Raw genomic sequence first — 20312 nt, 5'->3', positions numbered from 1 at the left:
AAATTTAAATTGTATGAAAAAGATAATTTATTCTTTCATACTCTTATTAGTAGGGGTTGGAACATTAAACGCTCAATCAGCAAAACAAATCTTAGACAAAGTTTACGCAAAATATACCAACGCAAGCTCGTATTATATTAAGTTTGATTTTAGTCATTCGAATAATGGAAAATCGATGAATCAAACAGGAGAAGTTTTCTCGATGAAACAAAAATTTAATTTGAATGTAGGAGACATCAATCAAATATACACAGGAACAAAGTTATATACGATAGCAAAAGATGACAAAGAAGTAACAGTTTCTGATGCGTCAAATACAGATGATTTTTTAACTCCAACTAAAGTTTTGAATACCTATCGAACAGATTTTAGTTATGCGTTAACAGATAAAAAAACAGTAGGAGGTAAATCGATTCAGTATATAAAATTAACGCCAACTAAAACATCTTCAATTAAATATTCGATTTTAGGAGTTAATACAGCAAATAATCAAATCCATGATTATAAAGAATATGGTAAAAATGGAGATACAATGTCTATCGTTGTAAAAGATTACGTTCAAAATTTACTTATTCACAAAAGTTACTTTAACTTTGACCAAAAGAAATATAAGTCGCAAGGCTATATTATTACACAATTATAATCAATGTTAAAAAAGCTTGACTGGTATTTAATTAAGACCTTTTTAGGTCCATTTTTTTTCATTTTTAGTGTTCTGTTTTTCATCTTTATTGTGCAGTTTGCATGGCAAGAAATGGAAAAATTTATTGGAAAAGGTTTAGAATGGTACACTATAGCGGAATTACTTTTTTATTTTGGTATTAACGTGGTGCAACTTGTACTGCCACTTACCATTCTTTTAGGGTCGATTATGACAATGGGAGGATTTGGTGAGCGTTACGAGTTGGCAGCAATGAAAGCGTCTGGAATCTCTTTAACAAGAATTCTTGCCCCACTTTTTGGATTAATTATGTTAATGTCAATAGGGTTGTATTATTTTGGAGACAAAGTAATGCCTTATTCTCAACGAAAAGCAAGAACAATGCTCTATAGTATTTTACAGACAAAACCTACTGTAAATATGAAAGAAGGTGTTTTTATTGAAACGGTTCCTGGTTTTCAGATGAAAATTAATAAAGTTTCTGGTGAAAATTCTGAAAAGTTAGAAGATGTTTTTGTTCATCAAAATGCAGCTTTTGGAGAAGATGGAATGACAATAATTGCCAAAAGAGGAAATCTTGCTCCTGATAAAAACGATAACCATTACATGAAAATGGAGCTTTTTGATGGAATTGCTTATACAGATAATATTAAGAATAAAAATTTAGATCAACGATTACGTCAAGAAAATCAATATACAAAGTTTGATACGCTTAATTATTACATTGATATTTCGGATATTTTAAATTCAGGGAAAGACGAAGATCCAGGAAACTCGTATAAATATTTGGATGGAAAAGGTCTGAGACATTTGATAGATTCGTTAAATGTAGATTATAAAAAGTATTATTCAGATTTAAAAACAAATATGTTCAATCAGAATTATTATTACTTTCATAAAATGAAAGAGATTGATTCTGTAAATACCAAAATGATTTTCGATATAAAAGAACATTCTGCTCAAGATCAAGACAGAATTATCAATCAATCGATACAAATGGTAAATCGAGATCAAGAAAATATGTTATTTTCTGAACAAGAAATTATAGGTCGAGAAAAACTATATGCAAAAGTAAACATTCATTACAACCGAAACTTTTCGTACGCAGTAACGTGTATTATTTTCTTTTTGATAGGATCTTCGTTAGGAGCAATTGTTAAAAAAGGAGGAATTGGAATGCCGGTTGTTATTTCTATTGTCATATTCGTTATCTATTTTATTCTAAATTTCTCTGCAGAAAACATGGCGAAAAATGGTAAATTAGACTCAACTTTTGCTGCTTGGGCAGCGAATATTATAGCACTTCCATTCTCTATTTTATTTAGTTATAAAGCCAACCAAGACTCAGGATTATTTGACATAAGTATTTACATCGATCCGATTATAAAATACTTTAATAAGTTTAAGAAAACAAACAAAAACGAGGAGCATTCTCGTTATCAATAATATAAAACAATGGAAAATAGATCATCTCAATTAAACACAATTGAAGAAGCTTTAGAAGATTTAAAACAAGGAAAAGTTATCATTGTAGTTGACGATGAAGATCGTGAAAATGAAGGAGATTTCCTATGTATCGCCGAGTTTGCTACACCAGAAGTCATCAACTTTATGGTAACGCATGGACGCGGATTGGTTTGTACACCACTTACACAAAAAAGATGTAAAGCTTTAGGCTTAGATCTTATGGTTGGTCACAATACAGCGATTTATGAAACGAATTTTACCGTTTCTGTCGATTTACAAGGACATGGTTGTACAACAGGAATTTCGGCTTCGGATCGTTCAAAAACTATTCAAGCCTTAATTGATGAAAATACAAATCCTGATGATTTAGGTAAACCAGGACATATTTTTCCTTTAATAGCGAAAGATGGAGGGGTTTTAGTTCGCATGGGACATACAGAAGCAGCTGTTGATTTGGCGCGTATGGCAGGACATTATCCTGCTGGATGTATTGTTGAAATATTGAAAGAAGATGGAGAGATGGCTCGTCTTCCTGAATTATTGGAGATTGCGAAAAATTTTGATCTTAAAATCGTTTCGATTGAAGATTTAATTGCATATAGATTAGAAAACGAATCGTTGGTAAAACGTATTGAAGAATTTCCTGCAAAAACTAAATTTGGAGATTATGATTTAGTTGCTTATCAACAAACAACAAACAACCAAATTCACTTTGCACTAAAAAAAGGAAAATGGTCAAAAGATGATGTTGTTCCTGTACGTGTAAAATCGACAAACAGTTATTATGACTTATTTAGCGCTTTACAAAATGGAGAAACGCCATTGTTAGAAAAAACAATGAACATTATCAACGAAGAAGAAAAAGGAGTTATTATTTTTATCAATAATATTCAGAATTCTGAATTAGTTGAACAGAAATTAGAAATTTTCAAAAGCTATTCTGAAGGAAAATCTAAATCGGGGATTTTACCAGCAGACGAAAAAGATCATGGAATTGGATCGCAAATTATCAAAGATTTAGGAATCCAAAAAATGAATTTAATTACACGAACAGTCGAAAAGCCTCATACTACACAATATGGTTTAGAGATTGTAAAATGTACAAAATTGTAAGAAAATAATATAGAACTAAAAAAAGCTTCTCACAAGAGAAGCTTTTTTTATTAATCATCATAATATTTAATGCGCATAATGTTTACGAGAAACAAGATGCAGAATTTTTTGAACTGATTTTGTGTTTTTGTAAAGATTCCAATTCATTAATAAAACACTGAATAAAATTACTGCTAATCCATAGATCTGCAAATGAGTTATGACATCATCTGAGAAAAAATAACTTAACGCTACTGCTACAATCGGATTAACGTAAGCATAAGTAGAAACTTCTACGGCTGGACGATGTTGTAACAACCAAACATAAGATCCAAATGCAAGAATAGAGCCAAAAGTTGTTAAATAAGCCATTGCTAACCAATCTTCTGTCGTTACATTCGCAAGATTGAAATTGGCATACTCTCCATTGAATATGGCAACAGTATTGAATAATACACCAGCAGTAATCATTTGCCAAGCTGTTTTTACCATGATATGCAACTCTTCTTTTGGTTTTGTAACTTCTTTTTTCTGTTTGTCCGTCACATATTTAGAATACAAAGAACCCAATGTCCAAGCGATAGAACAAAAGATTAAAACAATCAATCCAATCATATTTAAGAATTGCTGATCTGCGTCTGCGTGTACAGTAGTCGTTTGTTCGTAGAATAGCATCAAAACACCTATAAAACCAAACAGTACACCTAATACAGTGGGAATACTTGAAAAATTTTGTTTCCATTTTGGTTTATCTAATACAATGAACCAAATAGCTGCCGAAGCTGCCATAATCGCAACAATTCCACTTGGTAAAAATTGCTCAGACCAAATAATTCCGGCCATATCAATAAAAAGTAACATAAATCCCGTAAAAATGCATTGTTTTACGATTTGTTTATCCCAAAGTTTATAGCCTTTTAATTTGCAATACCCCATCAATAATGTACTCGCTCCAATAAAACGAAACGAGCCCAAAATAAATGGACTAAAGCCATGTAATGCCTTATCTATAAAAAAATAAGTTGACCCCCAAACGACATAAACTACGAAATACGCTGCAATAATCAGCCACTTGCTTGGTTGATTCCCTTTCATTCAATCTTCAATTTTAGTTCGTTGGTATAACGATATTTTGTTCTTCTTTTATTGTTTGTAATACGATAGTTGTTCGTGTAGAAGTGATTCCACCAATTTTGCTAAGATGTTTACGCATTAATTCTACTAAACCTTCGTTATCAGAAGTTCTTACTTTGATTAGATAACCATCATCTCCAGCGATATCATGAACTTCTAAAACTTCTGGAATTTGAGCAAGCTGTTTTCCTACTGTTTCATCTCCGATAATATCTACCGTTTTGATAAACATGTATGAAAGTAATTTTTGACCAACTGCTACTGGATTTATTTTTGCATGATAAGCTAAAATAACTTGTTTGTTTTCAAGCTTCTTTACACGTTCTAATATACCAGAAGGTGCCATTCCCAATTCTCTTGCAATATCGGCATTGTTAATACGCGCATTTTCTTGCATTAATCGCATGATTTTCAAATCGGTAGCATCTAAATTGAATTCTATTTTTTCCATTTCGACTGCAAAATTAAAGTTTTTTGAATAATATTCAAAAAATATATTAATAATTGTATTTTGTTCTTGATATGATTTTAAACCATAAATTAAATTCAGTATTTTTACCAAGTGTTAAACCTTTGTTCATAAAAAAAGCTGCCCAATATTGGACAGCTTATGTTATTTAAAAATTTCCGTTAGAGAATTAGTTTCCTCCTTCTTCCATTTTCTTTTTCAATGCAGCTAATGAATCGATATCTCCTAATGTAGATGTTTCAATTGTGTTAGATGAATTGTTGTTGTTATTGTTGTTAGAAGTTCTTTCAGCTTTAACTTCTTCCTCACGGAAAGTTGCTGTATGAGAAACTACTACACGACGGAATTCTTTATTGAATTCGATTACTTTGAAAGATGTTTCTTCACCTTTTTTGATACGAGATCCGTCTTCCTTCTCTAATGTACGAGCTGGAGCGAAAGCTTCAACATCAGCATCTTCGAATTGAACTGTAGCACCTTTGTCAAATACGTCAACTGCAACACCTGTGTGAGTTGTACCTACAGCATATTTAGCTTCGTACTGATCCCAAGGGTTTTCAGTTAATTGTTTGTGACCTAAAGATAAACGACGAGCTTCTACGTCTAATTCTAAAACTACTACGTCTAAGATATCATCAACTGCACAGAATTCTGATGGGTGTTTGATTTTCTTAGTCCAAGATAAGTCAGAGATGTAGATTAATCCGTCAACACCTTCTTCTAATTCTACGAATACACCGAAGTTAGTGAAGTTACGAACTTTACCTTTGTGAGTAGAACCTACTGGGTATTTAGTTGTAATATCTGTCCAAGGATCTGGCGTTAATTGTTTGATACCTAAAGACATTTTTCTTTCTTCTCTATCTAAAGTTAAAACTACTGCTTCAACTTCATCACCTACTTTTACGAAATCTTGAGCAGAACGTAAGTGTGTAGACCATGACATTTCAGAAACGTGGATTAAACCTTCTACACCTGGAGCAACCTCAACGAATGCACCGTAGTCAGCTAAAACAACTACTTTTCCTTTAACTTTATCACCAACTTTGATATCAGCATCTAAAGCATCCCATGGGTGAGCTTCTAATTGTTTAATACCTAATTGGATACGAGATTTATCTTCGTCGAAATCTAAGATTACAACGTTGATTTTTTGTCCATCTTCTAAGATTTCAGATGGGTGGTTGATACGAGACCAAGATAAGTCTGTAATGTGGATTAAACCGTCAACACCTCCTAAGTCTACGAATACACCGTAAGATGTGATGTTTTTAACTTCACCTTCTAATACTTGTCCTTTCTCTAATTGAGCAACGATTTCTTTTTTCTGAACTTCGATATCAGCCTCGATTAACGCTTTGTGAGAAACAACTACGTTTTTGAATTCTGGGTTGATTTTAACAACTTTGAACTCCATAGTTTTTCCTACGAATTGTTCGTAATCACGGATTGGTTTAACATCGATTTGAGAACCTGGTAAGAAAGCTTCAATTCCGAATACGTCAACAATCATACCTCCTTTAGTACGAGCTTTGATGTAACCGTTAACGATTTCTTGAGAATCGTGTGCTTTGTTCACAGCATCCCATGCATTTAATGTACGAGCTTTTTTGTGAGATAAAATTAATTGTCCATTTTTATCTTCACGTTGATCAACCATTACTTCAACGATATCTCCAACTTTTAAATCTTGGTTGTAACGGAATTCGTTTAATGAAATAACACCTTCTGATTTGAAGTTGATGTCAACGATAGCTTCTTTATCTGTAATACGTACAACTTGTCCTTTGAATACTTCATTCTCATGTAAGTCTTCTAAAGTTGTATCGTACATTTGCTCTAATTCAGCTTTTTCTTTACGATCTTCTTCGTTTAATCCTGATTCGAAAGATTCCCAATCAAATGATTCTGGCGCTACGTTTGCATTAGCAGACGCATCTAATACTGGAGTGTTTAATACAACTTCTTTTACCTCCTCTTGTTTTGTTTCTTTAGACATAATTCTAAAAATTTGTATCTCAATCAATTTTATTTTTGGAATCTTAAAATGCAAATAAATGACCGAGAGATGTTTAACTTAATAATTAATCGCTTGATTCCTAATTCATTTAAGCGAGTGCAAAGATAAACAATAAAAATTAATTTTTTGGAATAATTTTCGCTTCAACTCAAAGAAATTTAAGTTTTTATAAACTCAATACACGTTTGTTTATTTGTAACTTGTAAACGAATCTAAATCTTATGGATAGTTTAAAGAAAATAAAACGCTTTTCGAAAATCGTAAAAGTCGTTTCTAAATATGGTTTTGAAGAAATCCTTTCTCGTGGAAATGATTTGTTTCATTCTGACCAAAATACTGATTTCTTCAATAGTTCTTTCAATCAAAGGTTTCGAATGGCTTTGGAAGAACTCGGACCAACCTATATAAAATTTGGTCAATTATTAAGTAATCGAAAAGATTTGGTTCCTGAATCATTGGTCGAAGAGTTGAAAAAATTACAAGATAATGTCCCGCCTGAAGAGATTGATATTTATCAAAGAATAAAAGATGAATTTGGAATAGAACCAGACGAACATTTTCTTTCAATAGAACAACAACCTTTTGCTGCAGCCAGTATTTCACAAGTTTACCGCGCTACATTATTGAATGGTGAAAAAGTCGTGTTCAAAGTGAAGCGATCAAACATTCAACATATCATCGAATCAGATTTGGCCTTGATTCGTGATATCGTTCTTTTTTTAGAAAAGAAATACGAGAAGTTACAAAAGTTATTCATTTCTGAAATTGAAAAATCATTCGAAAATTCAATTCTAAAAGAACTTTCTCTAACGAACGAATTTCAAAATATCGAACGTTTTAGAAAAAATTTCGAGAAAAGTAAAGATGTTTACGTGCCTAAAACATACGAAGACTATTCGAATAATAATTTTCTTTGTATGGAATTAATCGAGGGTTTTAAAGTAAATGATGTTGAGCAATTGGAAGCGTTGGGACTTGACCCAAAAAAAATCGTGCAAAAAGGGTTTGATATTTATTTGAAACAATTGTTAGATGATGGTTTTTTTCATGCCGATCCTCATCCAGGTAATATTTTTATTTTGCAAGACGGTCGAATAGCTTTCATCGATTTTGGCTCGATGGGAATTTTAGCAATCAACGAAAAAGAAGCATTAGAAAATGTTGTCATTGATTTTGGTTTGAAAAATCCAAAACGTATTGTTCGTTCACTCAAAAAAATGGCGATTAAACATTATATCGAAAATGATAAACAATTGGAACGTGATATTGCTGATATTTTTGACTATTTAGAATACAATACAGTTGACACCATTGAAGTTCAGGTAATCATCAAAAAATTTAATCATATTCTACAGCGTAATCATGTGTTATTACCTGAATATGTTTATATCTTATTAAGAGGAATTGCGCTTATAGAAGGGATTGGTCAACAATTGCATGCTGATCTTAATGTACAACGTTCGATGCGTCCGTATGCAATAAAATTAGCTCGTCAGAAATTTCATCCTAAATATTTGAGTAAAAAGACGATTGATAATTTCAAGGATATTCAAGATTTAATCAACGATTTACCAGAAGATACATTAAAGCTAATCGAAAAAATAAACAACGATAAATTAGCGCTTAATTTTAAGATTGATGAAATCGATAATATTCAGAAACTCATAAAAGACAGTGTCAATAAAATAGTGTTAGCTTTATTAACATTAACTTTTGGAATTGGTGGAAGTATGTTAGCCAATACAACCGTTCGTCCCATGATTTTAGACATGCCAATGCTTTCTTGGGTTGGGTATTTATTATCTGTTTTTACGGCGAGTTGTATTATTATTTTAGTCTTTAGAAAAAAGTAGATTTAAAATTTAGCTTTAAAATTAAGCATCAAAAAGAAAGTATTTTTATAAGAAACTTAAAACTATTATATTTGCATTTGTATGGAAAATTTTGTTGTTTCAGCCAGAAAATATCGCCCACTAAATTTTGAAGATGTAGTTGGACAAGCGTCTATTACAAATACTTTAGAACAAGCGATAAAGTCTAATCAATTGCCACAAGCACTTTTATTTTGTGGTCCAAGAGGTGTTGGGAAAACAACATGCGCCAGAATTTTAGCACGTAAAATTAACGAAGAAAATGGAGTAGAAGGTGATCAAGATTTTACTTTCAATATTTTCGAGTTAGATGCAGCATCAAATAATTCGGTGGATGATATACGAAATCTAATCGATCAAGTACGTATTGTTCCTCAAATTGGAAAATATCGTGTGTATATTATTGATGAGGTTCATATGTTATCAACAGCAGCTTTTAATGCTTTTTTGAAAACATTAGAAGAGCCACCAGCGCATGCTATTTTTATTTTGGCAACTACAGAAAAACATAAAATTATTCCTACGATTCTTTCTCGATGTCAGATTTATGATTTCAAACGAATAGGAGTTGAAGATATCAAAGGACATCTGAAAAATGTTGCAGATAAAGAACAAGTAACTTTCGAAGATGATGCGCTGCATTTGATTGCGCAAAAAGCAGATGGAGCTTTACGTGATTCGTTGTCGATTTTTGATCGAATGGCAACTTTTACAAATAAAAATTTGACGTATTCCGCTGTTGCAGAAAACTTGAATGTATTGGATTACGATTATTATTTCAAGATGACAGATGCGTGTTTGGAAAATGATATTCCGCAAGCAATGTTGCAACTGAACGACATTTTAAATAAAGGATTTGATGCCCATCTTTTTATTTGTGGCTTAGGTGCACATTTCCGCGATTTGTTGATGTCTAAAACAGCTAATACCGTTAGTTTGTTAGAAGTAGGAGAACGTATCAAAGCGAAATACTTAGAACATGCTCAAAAATGTTCGGCTTCATTTTTATTTGGTGCGATAGAAATCTGTAATGAAGCAGATTTAAATTACAAATCGAGTAAGAATCCACGTTTAACAGTTGAAATTGCTTTGATGCAATTAGCATCTTTAACTGCTGAAGAAAACGGTCTTAAAAAAAAAAGTATAGTATAGTTCCTCCATCTTTTTATTTGTCAAAAGAACAACAAACGACTACAATTGCGGTACCTTCAGTTCATCAAAACAACATGGTACAGCAAAATGAAGAGTCTCAATCGCAGGTACATTTTAATGTGAAAAAATCGGTGATTTCGGAAGAGGTCAAAGCATATACACGTGCTTCAAAACCAATTAAAATCAGCGGTAATTCATCATTTAGTTTGAAAATGGCTTTACCTGGAGCAAAAGTACAAGAACATCAAGAAGAAATACTACGAGATGATTTGCCACGAGAAAAATTTACATTAGAACAAGTAAATGAAGGATGGAAAAGATTCTTGGATCGTTTGAAAATCGAACATAACATTCCGTCTTATAATGCATTGATGACAACAGAGCTTGGTTTGGAAGGGGATGAAATTATTTTCGAGTTTTCTTCACATTCATCTGAACAGGAATTTGAGGAATACCGTGATCGAATTAGAAATAGTTTAAGAGCATTTCTAAAGAATCATTATTTCACGATTCAAATCAAATTTTCGGAGAAGGAAGCTACAAATCATATCTTATCGAATAAAGAGAAATTTAAACTATTATCAGACAAAAACCCTGTTTTGTTAAAATTAAAAGAAGAATTTGGGTTAGATTTGTATGATTAATGAAAGTTTCTTATTAAACTTGCAATAAATTTTTATAAATAATGAAAAAAGTTCTTTTAGGGATTTTTGTTGTTGCGTCGTTAGTGTCTTGTAACAAAGGAAAATCTGTAGACAAATTAGAAAGCGAAGATCAAAAAGCTTCTTATGCTTTCGGAACTGGTCTTGGTGAGCAAATCAAAGGTCTTGGAGGACGTTTAGTTGAGACAGATAGTATCAACTACGATCAATTAGAAAAAGGGATCAGAGATTATTTAAAAGCTGGAAAAGAGAGTAGAGAATCTTACGCGATTGGACAGCAAGTTGGTCAACAAATTGAGACGGTTATCAACCAACAACAATTAGATCAAATGGACAAGGATATTATTGTTCAAGGGATTATGGATGTTGTACGTCACAAAAAATTGTTGATTACACAAGAAGCAGGAATGGGAATTTTAGATACTTATGCAAAGAATCATCAACAAAATTTGGTAAAGAAAAATGCAGACGAATCTAAAAAATTAGTAGACGAGAAGAAAAAAGCTTCTGGTGCTAAAACGACTGCTTCAGGATTAGTTTATGTTGTAGAAAAAGAAGGAACAGGTGCTAAACCAAACATTAATAGTATTGTTAAAGTAAAATATACTGGTAAAATTTTAGCTACTGGTAAAACTTTTGATAGTACAGACAAAAATCCAGAAGCTAAAGGAGGTGTAGAATTTCCTTTGAATCAAGTTATTCCAGGATGGTCAGAAGGTTTACAATTAATGTCTAAAGGCGCAAAATACAAATTCTATATTCCTGCAAACTTAGGTTACGGTGAAATGGGAGCTCCAGGTGGACAAATTGGACCAAACCAAGCGTTAGAATTCGAAGTTGAATTAGTAGACTTTAAAGAAGGTCAACCAGCTCCACAAGGTCAACCAGGTGCGCAAGGACAAGGTTTATCAGAAGAGCAAATTAAAGAATTACAAAAACAATTCGAAGCGCAAGCTCAACAAGGTAAATAATCAATAGGTTACATACAAACTAAAAATCCCACTCGATGAGTGGGATTTTTTTATGCATTATATTTTAATTTATTTCAGATAATTAAAAATTTTATTGGCTTCAACAGAACCTTTTCTAATCGTTACAAGATTTTTATTCTTGTCGAATAAATAGAATGTAGGAATTGAAGTTGGTTGAAAAATAGGACCAAACTCATAATTAGAATCGTATAATAATTCTACATTTTTATTGTTTACAAATTTTGGTGCATGTTGATTTAAAAATGGAATAGCATCTTTTGCTTCGTATTCGGAAACTAAAATAATTTGTGTGTTTTTGAAATGTTCTTCGTAATTGTTGTTAAAGTGATTTAACGCTAATTGACAGTGGATACATGTTGGTGAGTATAAAACAATCAAAGTTTGTTTTCCTTTTTTGATTTCTTTTGAATCGAAAATTCCATCGGATTGCATTTTTACAAAAGAAAATTCTGGTATAGTTGTTAATGTATTTTCAGTTTGTGCGAATGTAAAAATCGAACAAAAGAATATGACTAAAGCAGTAAGTTTTGTTTTCATGTTGTTAAGAAAAATTTTGACGGAAGTTAATCAATTCTATTCAAAATAAAAACGACAGTTAATAAAACTGTCGTTTTCCTATTTTAAAAATGCTAAAAATTTAAAGTTGAGAAAAGAAATTAGAATTTAAATACAACTTGTGCAGCCATATTAAATGGATCGATTTGGTTGATGTAACCTCCACGGTAATATGAGTTGTATCCAACTTCATCTGTAATATTATTAAAGAATAATCGGAAATCAAATCTTTTCATTGAATAGCTTAATTGTGCATTAAGAGTAGTCATTTCTGGCATTAAAAAAGGTGCCTGCCCATTCATGACATTTCCATGAGAATCTCTTGTTGTAGCTTGATCGTTAACTGGTCTTGATCCAACATAATATACACCTAATGATACACCTAAACCATCTGCAAAAGTGTTTGTTTTTTGGAATTTATATTGTACCCAAGCATTTGCAGTTGAGTAAGGTGAGTTCATGGGACGAGAACCTTCTACATAAGCTGGAGAATTTTTGTATCCCACATCAGTGTAAGAATAACCCAATAATACTTGTACGTTAGGTAGAGGTCGTCCAGTTACTTCAAGTTCAAGACCTTCTCTTCTTAAACTTCCTGCGTAATCGTAGAAATTCGTTGGAGCATTTGTGATAGGATCGTAATATTGGTATGTTAAATTATCTTCGTTCATATTGAAGTAATTTACATTTGCTCTGAAACGATCATTAAACCATGATGTTTTGATTCCTGCTTCAAATTGATCTGTTGAAGAAGCGCCAGCTGTTGTACCATCAATCATTTTTCTGGCTGCAGAACGCAAACTTGTTGTTGTTGCATAAGTACCATAAAAGTTGATGTTTTTTGTAGGACTTACCATTAATCCAATCATCGGATCTATAGCACTGTCTTTGTAATCATTTGCATAAGAATAACGAGCAGAAGCAACTAACGTAACAAAATCAGCATAACTGATTCGTTGTTGAGCCATAAAACCATAAGAAGTCATTTTACTCATTTCTGATTTTCCCAATCGTAAAGCATCAAGTTGATTAGCATCTAAGTCGATATGATTGGTGTTAGCTTCATAAGCATTAATACGATCTAAATTTAATAATGGATTAATTTCTTTATCATTTGTATCAACTACAATTTTTCCATTTTCATCTCTATAGTTATTCGCAGAAGTGCGAGAGTCTGTTCGTGTAGATGATAAATCGTATCCAACTTGCCAAGACCATTTGAATTTTCCAAACATAAAGTCTTTTCCCATTACATCAATCTGTAATGTTGAATTACGATCATCTTTAAAGCTTCTTCCTAATCCTCTATCTCTCAAATGTCCATTTCCACTACCTTTTACAGCAGTTAAAGTAGAAGCTATTTGATCTCTTTCGTAAGTATTAGCCATGTATGCAGCGCGTACATTAATTTTATCTGTTAATTGACGAGTAATTCGAGCAGAATAAGAAAATGTTTTCATTTCTTCGTTATCGATATCATACCCTAAAAAGCGTGAGCCGAAATCAATTAAACCATTTTCTGTGATATCTTTTGTATTGAAAGTTCCTCTATCTGGAGTTGCCTCACCATTAAAGTAATCAAATTCAGCCACAAATTCCGTTTTATCATCGATCTTCCAACCAATAGAAGGATTGATATAAAGTCGATTTTTATTGATTACATCTCTGTAGCTATCCGCTTGTTCATAAGCTCCATTAATTCGTACCGCTAAGTTTTTGTTTTCAGTTAAAACACGTTGTACGTCAAATGTTGTTCTAATCTGATTCCAAGAACCAACACGTAAACCAAGGTTACCTGCATTTATGTAGCGAGGTGTTTTTGTAATGACATTTATTACTCCTCCTGCAGAACCCAATCCATTTGCCATTCCCTGAGTTATTGCCGCAGCACCACGAATAACTTGTAAAGATTCTACGCCTTGCATGTCAACAACACCTGATGAGGTCCTAAAATCTGAATCCATACGTATTCCATTTTTTAGAACTGGTGTTCCTCTGTATCCACGTATTGACATCGACTCTCTGTTTCCTCCATAAGAACCGAAGAGTGTAACTCCAGGTACATTACGAGCGGCTTCTGTAATGGTTAGCGCGCCTTGATCTTCAATTAATTTTTCTGAAATAATTGAAATTGATTGCAATTGATCTTGAGGTGAACCAGGGAAACGCGTGATTGTTTCTAATCCTCTTTGATTCTTATTTCGATCTCCAAAAATTTCAACTTCTTGTAAAGTGTTGATAGAATCTTTTCTTTCTTTTTTAGTTTCTTGTGCAAAGGCAGTTGATAAACTAAGTAGTGTAAGAGTTGATAATAAATATATATTCTTTCTCATGCGTTATCTATATTTAATCTAAATAAAATTAATTACGCAAATTTAATTAGACTTAATCTAAATAAAAAAAAGAAATCGACTGATAGATGTCATCTATTAGTCGATTTTGATAAATATTTTAAGATTTTTTGTCTTACTCGAAAAAAGAGAAGTGTACGTTTCCGTATTTTTTGTGTTGTATAAAATTTGGATGATCTACAAAAGAAATATTAGAAGGATGTTCTAATACAAAATTTCCTCCTTCTTCTAACCATTGGTTGTTCATTACCAAATCAGGAATTTTTTTGTAAGCTTCTTCATCTAAATCGTAGGGTGGATCAGCAAAAATAATATCAAACTTTTTGATAGGTTGTTTATCTAAATATTTCAAAACATCACCTTTTACAGTTGTAATGATATCATCTAATTTTAATTGTTTAGCCGTTTCGTCTAAGAATTTTACACAACCATAGAAGTTATCTACAGAAGTTACTTTCTTAGCTCCACGAGAAGCAAACTCTAATGAAATACCACCTATTCCTGAAAATAAATCCAGCACAGTAATTTCATCAAAATACCATTCGTTGTTTAATATATTAAATAAAGCTTCTTTTGCGAAGTCTGTTGTAGGGCGCACCGGTAAATTGTTTGGTGCAGTGATTCGTTTTCCTTTTAATGTTCCTGAAATGATTCGCATTCGAATAATTTATATAATGTAAAATATTGTCCAAGTTGTTTATCATCTTCGTTAAACGAAATATGACGAACATATTTTTTTAAGGTTTCGTAGTAATTTGGTGAAGTTAAAACGTCTCCAAAAGCATATAATGAAACTTCGTTTGAACTAATATTTAATTGATTTAATGTGTACAAAATGTAAAACAAAAAGTCTTCTTTCGTTTTTGTTTCAAATAGATTATAAAAAATAAATTCTCCATTGCTTAACACACAAACTTCTAATTTTTGGTGCATCAAATTGATGTAAACTTCATTGTTTTTCGAATTAATCAACCCATAATCAATCAAGAATTTGCCCGAATGATACAAGCGAGCATTTTGCAAATTGGGTAAAGAAAGCAAAATATCTTTTAACGGATAATGAATGTTGTATACAATAGAAGCATCTACATTTTCTAATGGACAATCAATTGCTAATTTGATAGGACTATAATCCGAAAGAGATAACAAATCTTCGAAAGGCTTGTGCGAAAGATGTGAGGGAACGACATTGATTGTAGTCGATAAAAAACAAATGTGCACATGGTCGTATTCTTGCAATAGAGTCAAATTAGAACGCAATTCATGTTCAATTTCAATCTCCGTTTTGTTAAGATTTGTAAAATCCACCGAATAGTCATACACATCCGAATACGAAGTCGATATTCCGTCGGTTGTTTTGGTAATATAACTAAGCATATCGTGTGATAATAAAATCGCTAACGAACGTTGAGTTGGTTTTGACATAAATTTTTCTTTATCCTTGAATTTTTAACTCGCTGATTAAGATGAAAATCAATCCTAATGAAATCAAAAATAACAAAATTTTGAAAGCAATCTTCATACAGAAAATTTATTTCTGTAAAGATACTACAATTATTTTGTTGATTAAAAATGCATTTCAGCCGAATCTACTTAAATTTACAGAAATTTGAAATAAAAAATAGTGAAAAAAATAGCCGTTATTCCAGCACGATATGCAGCTTCTCGTTTTCCTGGGAAATTGATGCAACAATTGGGTAATAAAACTGTCATTCGAATGACTTACGAAAATGTTGTGGCAACCAATTTGTTTGATGATGTTTTTGTGGTGACAGATTCTAAATTGATTTTTGATGAAATTGTAAACCATCAAGGGAAAGCAATTATGAGCATTAAAGAACACGAAACTGGAAGTGATCGAATTGCCGAAGCTATCGAAAATATAGAATGCGATATTATTTTGAATGTTCAGGGTGACGAACCATTTGTTAATGAAAAAGCGTTGGCTGATATTCTTTCTTCTTTTGATGGAGAAATAGGAAAAACTGTAGATGTAGCGACATTAAAAGAGTCAATCTCGGAAGAAGAAGAAATCAATAATCCAAACTTTGTAAAAGTGGTAACGGATATCAATGATTTTGCACTTTATTTCTCTCGTTCAGCGATTCCATTTGCTCGCGAATCCAATTTTACACCAAATTATTTTCGTCATTTAGGAATATATGCGTTTAGAAAGAATGCTTTATTGAATTTTTCTAAATTAGCAATGCGTCAAAATGAAAAAGCAGAAAAATTGGAACAATTGCGTTACTTAGAATATGGGATGAAAATCAAAGTAATCGAAACAGAATCAATTGGAGTTGGAATTGATACACCTGAAGATTTAGAACGTGCAAAAGAATATTTATCCGTTATTGTTAAAAAATAATCTAACTCGTTATTATCCGTTATATTTGCACTCAAATCGACTATTCTGATTGATGAAAATGAAATAATTAAGTTAATTAACTTTAAAATAATTATTTCGGTATGAATGTTGTTGTAAAATGAAGAAATAAGTTAAAATAGTGATTATGAGTGATTCATGGAAAGAATACGAAGCAGAAGGATTAATTGAAAAAAGATCTTTCTTGGTATCAAAAGATGGTCTTGTTAAAAAATTATACACAGGACAAGATAAATATAAAATTTTAGAAGGAGCTATCAATAATGGTTATCGCGCAATTTGGGTAACAAAAGCAGACGGAAAACGTACAGCAAAATATGTCCACAAAATGGTAGCGGAAACTTTTTTGCCTAATAAAGAAAATAAAGAATATGTCGTTCATTTAGACCATAATAAATTAAACAATGCATTGAATAATTTGCAATGGGCAACGTTGGAAGAATGGAAAGAGCATAACAAACATTTATTTAGAATGATGAAGGGACGTTCTCGTTTAGACAGCATTCCGAATAGTAAATTAACAGAAGCACAAGTAATTCGTTTGAAAAAGAAATTACTCGATCCTAATAGAAAGACTAAAATTTCTACTTTAGCCAAACAATTTAATATTTCTCAAGGACAAGTTTACCGTATTTTAAGAGGTGAAAACTGGTCACATATAGAAGTTAAAAAAGACTAAAAACCATTCTCTCATAATAGAACTTTAAATTAGTTTTTATATCTTGTTCAACAGATTCAAAAAAAATGAAAAAAGTTCTTATGTTGAAATTGACATTTAGTATGCTTATGATTTCGTTATTTTCTGTAGCAACATACGCACAAGAAGCAGAACAAATTATTGAAAATCATATTCAGAAAACAGGAGGAGAAGCAGCTTGGAATAATTTGAATAGTATTATCCTAAAAGGAGAAGTCATCATTAATGTAGGAGATTCTTATCCTATGATTGTTTATCACCAACGACCATACAACAAGAAAGTGGTTTTTGTGATGAACGGAAAAGAAATATTAAATGAAGGTTATGATGGCAAAATAGGGTGGACTTATAGTGAAGTTGCAAAGAAAAATGTAGCTGTAAAAAATTATAAACCAGACTCTTTTGATTCGGATATTTTAAAGTATAAACAAAAAGGATTTAAGGTAAAATACTTAGGTATAGATAAATATGATCAAAATAATAGCTGTTATAAAGTTGAATTAACCAAAAATACAAATTCAACAGTTTATTGTTTTGATAAAAATTCTTACGAAATTGTAATGGAGAAGAATAAGGAAGAAACACTTTATTACTCTAATTTTAAAACATTCAATGGATTATCCTTTGCAACAAAAGTGGTTGGAAAACCTACCGAAGGAGGAGAGTATATCATAAAATTCAATGATATTAAAATTAATCCAGCCATTGATAAGAAACATTTTAAATTCTAACTAAAAAAGTGATTCGTAACAAAGGATCACTTTTTTATTTCGATTAATTTATACAACTTAGTAACATAAGTTTTTTATTTTTGTACTCTTAAAGAAGAAATTAAAATATGGCTTTAGACTCTATATTTGATCAAAATAGAAAATACGAGAAGAGGTTTTTACTAAGGTTATTAGAAAAAGCAAGAAAAGATTATCCAGATTCAATTTCTTTTATCGATGATTTAATCTCAAAACTTCAAAATAACTCAACTTATCGTTTAATTTTTCGAGAGGAACTTCAAAAAACATTCGGAAAAATTAATATCGTAAGCTATTTAGTAGACAGTGGAATTCATTTAGAAGATAATTTATTTTCTATTTTTCGTAAAAAAATTATGGATTCGCTTTTGCCAGATATCGAGGATAACAATGAATTGACTTCTGTTGTGAACGAAATTTTTTACAATTCAAAAAATCTACAAGCAATTCGAATAATTCCTCGTGATCGATGGAAAAAACTTTTCGAAGTCTTGTATCAAGACGTTGAAATAGAAAATTTTAAAGGGAATACCAATAATATACAAAACCAACTTTTACAAGCTATTTCTATTCTTACAGTTCGTATTACGGGAGGGTTTTCGGACAAAGAAATGATGCGTTATAGTAATGAAGTAAATTATTTGAACAATCCATTCTCTAAACTTTCAATGCAAATTAGTAACATTATTGAAAGTCCACAAGCTGGATTTGATATGTTAGAAATTAAAGAAAGTATTTCCAAATGTAAACATTTGTTAAATGACATTTTAACTCAAAAAGATTACAAAGGAATCTCCTTGAAAGTAGCTTCAAAGATAAATCGTTTGCAACAACAATTGGCACGTTTGCAAATAATACTTAATAGTTTCAATGAGTTAAAGCTTCATGGTTTGATTTCTTTTTACAGTTTTGCTACTAAGAAATGGGTTGAGTTTTATGCGCCAAAGAATTTTATGAGCAATCAATTGAGTTCTACGGTATATTTGATTACGTTTTTAGTAACTTATCATAATGGAAAAACAGGCGAGAAGTATATCACGCAAACAGCCAAAGAATACAATAAAATGTTTTGGACGGCTTGTGGTGGAGGTTTAATCGTTTCTTTTTTGTGTTTTATTAAAACAGGAATAGGGAATATACCTGACACTTCACCGCTATTTAAAGCATTTTTCTTTAGTATAAATTACGCTGTCGGTTTTTGTACAATTTACCTTACTCATATGACACTGGCTACAAAGCAACCTTCTATGACTGCTGCCCGACTTGCTCGTGCGCTCGTGCCAACCTCAGGATCGGAGCTAAATGTCAAAGATTTTACAACCTTATTTGCACAATTGGTAAGAAGCCAAATGATTGCTTTTTTAGGAAATGTTGTAGCAGGTTTCGTAGTTTCATTGGGGATTTTTTATTTGTTGAATCAAATTTTAGGCTTCGAGGTAATTAAGTATTCTAAGGCTTATCATTATTGGGAAGAAGTAGTGATAATGGATTGGCATATTTTCTATTTTGGAGCTATAGCAGGTGTTTTCTTGTTCCTTTCTGGATTAATTTCAGGAATGACGATTAACAGTCAACGCTTTCATAATATTCCTGAACGTATTTACAATCATCCTATTCTAAAAAAATCATTCTCGGAACGTAGAAGAAGAAGAATTTCGAATTGGTTTGAGAAAAATTTGGGTGGAGTGGTCGGAAATGTAGCTTTCGGTTTTATGATGGGATGTGCTTTTTTGATAGGTGATTTCACTGGACAACCTTTCGATATTCGACATATTACATTCGTTTCAGGAAACTTTGCAATCGGAATTGGAGGAATGGGATATCATTTTGATATTGGACCTATGATTATTGGTTTTATTGCAATCTTTATGGTAGGTTGGTGTAACTTTTTGGTGAGTTTTACATTTTCACTGTTGATGGCAATGAGATCAAATAATATTCCTTTTTATAAAATTTTTACGATGATTGCACACACTATAAAAGCATTTATTCGTAATCCTCTCCCATTTTTTGTTCCACCTCTTTGGACAAAAAGAAAAGAAGAAGTATAAGCT

18 protein-coding genes are annotated in these 20312 nt (G+C 31.7%); 11 read left to right on the top strand and 7 right to left on the bottom strand.

From position 1 onward, the window contains the following. Positions 1–13 precede the first annotated feature (13 nt). The 3 genes from lolA1 to ribB are packed head-to-tail and all read left to right on the top strand — an operon-like array spanning position 14 to position 3241. Positions 14–643, top strand: coding sequence for an outer membrane lipoprotein periplasmic chaperone LolA1 (gene lolA1, locus HX088_RS09210; RefSeq protein WP_286483980.1), 630 nt, complete (start codon positions 14–16; stop codon positions 641–643). Between the two features lie 3 nt (positions 644–646). Beyond that, complete coding sequence (locus HX088_RS09205) at positions 647–2107, top strand: LptF/LptG family permease (RefSeq protein ID WP_171621843.1); 1461 nt, start codon at positions 647–649, stop codon at positions 2105–2107. A 9-nt stretch (positions 2108–2116) separates the two neighbouring features. Beyond that, positions 2117–3241: a 3,4-dihydroxy-2-butanone-4-phosphate synthase gene (gene ribB / locus HX088_RS09200; RefSeq protein WP_286483979.1), complete on the top strand. Its 1125-nt coding sequence runs from the start codon at positions 2117–2119 to the stop codon at positions 3239–3241. A 66-nt stretch (positions 3242–3307) separates the two neighbouring features. On the opposite strand, the gene HX088_RS09195 is transcribed toward ribB, so the two are convergent. The 3 genes from HX088_RS09195 to rpsA form a co-directional block, all read right to left on the bottom strand. Further along, entirely contained in the window at positions 3308–4315 is a 1008-nt protein-coding gene (locus HX088_RS09195; protein WP_171621845.1) for an EamA family transporter, read from the bottom strand. Between the two features lie 13 nt (positions 4316–4328). After that, on the bottom strand, positions 4329–4796 hold the full coding sequence (locus HX088_RS09190) for an Lrp/AsnC family transcriptional regulator (RefSeq protein ID WP_210766915.1): 468 nt from the start codon (positions 4794–4796) through the stop codon (positions 4329–4331). Between the two features lie 196 nt (positions 4797–4992). Then, complete coding sequence (gene rpsA / locus HX088_RS09185) at positions 4993–6822, bottom strand: 30S ribosomal protein S1 (RefSeq protein WP_171621846.1); 1830 nt, start codon at positions 6820–6822, stop codon at positions 4993–4995. 242 nt (positions 6823–7064) lie between these two features. Here rpsA and HX088_RS09180 point away from each other — a divergent pair, with 242 nt between their 5' ends. The 4 genes from HX088_RS09180 to HX088_RS09165 all read left to right on the top strand — a co-directional run bounded on the left by HX088_RS09180 (position 7065) and on the right by HX088_RS09165 (position 11499). Then, positions 7065–8696 (top strand): ABC1 kinase family protein, encoded by a 1632-nt coding sequence (locus HX088_RS09180; protein WP_225542186.1) that lies wholly within the window; start codon positions 7065–7067, stop codon positions 8694–8696. Positions 8697–8777: 81 nt separating this feature from the next. Next, positions 8778–9866, top strand: coding sequence for a DNA polymerase III subunit gamma/tau (gene dnaX, locus HX088_RS09175; RefSeq protein WP_286483978.1), 1089 nt, complete (start codon positions 8778–8780; stop codon positions 9864–9866). A 17-nt stretch (positions 9867–9883) separates the two neighbouring features. Then, on the top strand, positions 9884–10510 hold the full coding sequence (locus tag HX088_RS09170) for a DUF8439 domain-containing protein (protein WP_260541983.1): 627 nt from the start codon (positions 9884–9886) through the stop codon (positions 10508–10510). 41 nt (positions 10511–10551) lie between these two features. Then, entirely contained in the window at positions 10552–11499 is a 948-nt protein-coding gene (locus HX088_RS09165; RefSeq protein WP_260541985.1) for an FKBP-type peptidyl-prolyl cis-trans isomerase, read from the top strand. Positions 11500–11568: 69 nt separating this feature from the next. Here HX088_RS09165 and HX088_RS09160 read toward each other — a convergent pair whose 3' ends face one another. The 4 genes from HX088_RS09160 to HX088_RS09145 all read right to left on the bottom strand — a co-directional run bounded on the left by HX088_RS09160 (position 11569) and on the right by HX088_RS09145 (position 15851). Beyond that, positions 11569–12057, bottom strand: a complete 489-nt coding sequence (locus tag HX088_RS09160; protein WP_260541987.1) for a TlpA family protein disulfide reductase — start codon at positions 12055–12057, stop codon at positions 11569–11571. Between the two features lie 119 nt (positions 12058–12176). Continuing rightward, entirely contained in the window at positions 12177–14408 is a 2232-nt protein-coding gene (locus HX088_RS09155; RefSeq protein WP_286483977.1) for a TonB-dependent siderophore receptor, read from the bottom strand. A 133-nt stretch (positions 14409–14541) separates the two neighbouring features. Further along, positions 14542–15084: an RsmD family RNA methyltransferase gene (locus HX088_RS09150; protein ID WP_260541991.1), complete on the bottom strand. Its 543-nt coding sequence runs from the start codon at positions 15082–15084 to the stop codon at positions 14542–14544. Then, positions 15060–15851 (bottom strand): DUF3822 family protein, encoded by a 792-nt coding sequence (locus tag HX088_RS09145; RefSeq protein WP_171621854.1) that lies wholly within the window; start codon positions 15849–15851, stop codon positions 15060–15062. Before HX088_RS09145 ends, HX088_RS09150 begins: the two co-directional genes overlap by 25 nt. 199 nt (positions 15852–16050) lie before the next feature. Between HX088_RS09145 and kdsB the strand changes: the two genes are divergently transcribed. From kdsB to HX088_RS09125, 4 genes are all read left to right on the top strand, one after another. Next, complete coding sequence (kdsB, locus tag HX088_RS09140; protein WP_225542181.1) at positions 16051–16794, top strand: 3-deoxy-manno-octulosonate cytidylyltransferase; 744 nt, start codon at positions 16051–16053, stop codon at positions 16792–16794. Between the two features lie 145 nt (positions 16795–16939). After that, positions 16940–17491 carry an HNH endonuclease gene (locus HX088_RS09135; protein ID WP_286483976.1) on the top strand — a complete coding sequence of 184 codons (552 nt, stop codon included), beginning with the start codon at positions 16940–16942 and terminating at the stop codon, positions 17489–17491. Between the two features lie 65 nt (positions 17492–17556). After that, the gene (locus tag HX088_RS09130) at positions 17557–18240 is read left to right on the top strand and encodes a LolA family protein (protein WP_284583229.1); all 684 of its coding nucleotides are present in this window, start codon (positions 17557–17559) and stop codon (positions 18238–18240) included. 107 nt (positions 18241–18347) lie between these two features. After that, entirely contained in the window at positions 18348–20309 is a 1962-nt protein-coding gene (locus HX088_RS09125) for a transporter-like protein (RefSeq protein WP_171621858.1), read from the top strand. Positions 20310–20312 lie beyond the last annotated feature (3 nt).

This window comes from Empedobacter sp. 225-1, assembly GCF_030328185.1.
Classification (GTDB): domain Bacteria; phylum Bacteroidota; class Bacteroidia; order Flavobacteriales; family Weeksellaceae; genus Empedobacter; species Empedobacter stercoris.
The sequence above is the reverse complement of the archived record's forward strand: the minus strand, read 5'-3'. Positions and strand labels throughout refer to the sequence as shown.

Bases quoted from the DNA above. Each gene is read 5' to 3' on its own strand.
- lolA1 (WP_286483980.1), top strand. From the start codon at position 14: ATGAAAAAGATAATTTATTCTTTCATACTCTTATTAGTAGGGGTTGGA.
- HX088_RS09205 (WP_171621843.1), top strand. From the start codon at position 647: ATGTTAAAAAAGCTTGACTGGTATTTAATTAAGACCTTTTTAGGTCCA.
- ribB (WP_286483979.1), top strand. From the start codon at position 2,117: ATGGAAAATAGATCATCTCAATTAAACACAATTGAAGAAGCTTTAGAA.
- HX088_RS09195 (WP_171621845.1), bottom strand. From the start codon at position 4,315: ATGAAAGGGAATCAACCAAGCAAGTGGCTGATTATTGCAGCGTATTTC.
- rpsA (WP_171621846.1), bottom strand. From the start codon at position 6,822: ATGTCTAAAGAAACAAAACAAGAGGAGGTAAAAGAAGTTGTATTAAAC.
- HX088_RS09180 (WP_225542186.1), top strand. From the start codon at position 7,065: ATGGATAGTTTAAAGAAAATAAAACGCTTTTCGAAAATCGTAAAAGTC.
- dnaX (WP_286483978.1), top strand. From the start codon at position 8,778: ATGGAAAATTTTGTTGTTTCAGCCAGAAAATATCGCCCACTAAATTTT.
- HX088_RS09165 (WP_260541985.1), top strand. From the start codon at position 10,552: ATGAAAAAAGTTCTTTTAGGGATTTTTGTTGTTGCGTCGTTAGTGTCT.
- HX088_RS09160 (WP_260541987.1), bottom strand. From the start codon at position 12,057: ATGAAAACAAAACTTACTGCTTTAGTCATATTCTTTTGTTCGATTTTT.
- HX088_RS09155 (WP_286483977.1), bottom strand. From the start codon at position 14,408: ATGAGAAAGAATATATATTTATTATCAACTCTTACACTACTTAGTTTA.
- HX088_RS09150 (WP_260541991.1), bottom strand. From the start codon at position 15,084: ATGCGAATCATTTCAGGAACATTAAAAGGAAAACGAATCACTGCACCA.
- HX088_RS09145 (WP_171621854.1), bottom strand. From the start codon at position 15,851: ATGTCAAAACCAACTCAACGTTCGTTAGCGATTTTATTATCACACGAT.
- HX088_RS09135 (WP_286483976.1), top strand. From the start codon at position 16,940: ATGAGTGATTCATGGAAAGAATACGAAGCAGAAGGATTAATTGAAAAA.
- HX088_RS09130 (WP_284583229.1), top strand. From the start codon at position 17,557: ATGAAAAAAGTTCTTATGTTGAAATTGACATTTAGTATGCTTATGATT.
- HX088_RS09125 (WP_171621858.1), top strand. From the start codon at position 18,348: ATGGCTTTAGACTCTATATTTGATCAAAATAGAAAATACGAGAAGAGG.